Genomic DNA, 1,134 nt, shown 5'->3' with positions numbered 1-1,134 from the left:
GGCGGTTTCACTCGGTAGTTGCAATTAGGTGTTCTTCGAACACTTCGGCGGGTGTTCGGTAGCCGAGGACCTTGCGGGGTCGTCCGTTGATCTCAGCGGCGACCCCGTCGAGGTATTCCTGGGTGTGCCGGCTGAGGTCGGTGCCTTTGGGCAGGTACTCGCGTAGTAGTCCGTTGGTGTTCTCGTTGGTGCCGCGTTCCCAGGGGCTGTGGGGGTTGGCGAAGTAGACGGCGGTGTCGGTGCGGGCGGTGAACAGTTTGTGGGAGTGGGCCATCTCCAGGCCGCGGTCCCAGGTGAGGCTGCGTCGCAGTTGGCGGGGTAGGTGGGTGAGCTGGTCGGCGACGGCTTCGGCGACGGCGGTGGGGTCGCGGTGGTCGGGCAGTGCCACGAGGGTGAGGTAGCGGGTGGTGCGTTCGACGACGGTGCCGATGCCGGATCTGCCGTGGGCGCCGATGATGAGGTCGCCTTCGTGGTGGCCGGCGGTTTTGCGGTCGGCGGCCTCGGCCGGGCGGCTGTCGATGTGCGGCAGGTCGGCGAAGCGGGCGCGGCGGCCGTCGGGGTGCTGGGTGCGCCGGTGGGCGCGGCCGGTGCGCAGGACGGGGCGTTCGAACAGGTCTTTCAGGCCACCGCGGGCCTGCACGTAGATCGCGAGATAGATCGTTTCGGTGGACACGTGCCACTCCGGGGCGTCGGGATGCTCGAAGCGCAATCGTCCCGCGATCTGCTCCGGTGACCACCGCTTGGCCAGTCCCGCCACGACCGTGTCGCGCAACGGCCCGGGCCCGGCCAGTTTCGCCGGCCTGGGCCGCCGCGCCCGCCGCGCCGCCCGCAACTGCGCCAGTACCGCGTCATAGCGCCACCGGTACGCCCCCGCCAGCCGCCCGCCCCGGCCCTTGCGCCGCGGATGAGGCGGCCCGTAACGGTCGTCGCCGTTACGGGCCACCTCCCGGCACACCGTCGAGGCGTGCACCCCGACCGCGATCGCTATATGGGCCTGGGTGAACCCCGCCGCCCAACACCGCTGGATCGTCGCCCGCTGCTCTGCTGTCAGCCGCTTACCCGGCACCGCCCGACCCCCACCACTTGTCGCGTCAGGCGGTACAACCCAAATTGCAACAACTGGTTGTGATCAAG

At 70.0% G+C, this 1,134-nt stretch carries 1 protein-coding gene; it reads right to left on the bottom strand.

The window, feature by feature from the left end; translation table 11 throughout:
- Positions 1 to 7 precede the first annotated feature (7 nt).
- On the bottom strand, positions 8 to 1,066 hold the full coding sequence (locus tag QEZ54_RS36195) for an IS30 family transposase (protein WP_281309305.1): 1,059 nt from the start codon (positions 1,064 to 1,066) through the stop codon (positions 8 to 10).
- Positions 1,067 to 1,134 lie beyond the last annotated feature (68 nt).

It is taken from the genome of Catellatospora sp. KI3 (genome assembly GCF_029948125.1).
GTDB lineage: Bacteria > Actinomycetota > Actinomycetes > Mycobacteriales > Micromonosporaceae > Catellatospora.
This window is presented reverse-complemented; position numbering and strand designations above follow the sequence as displayed.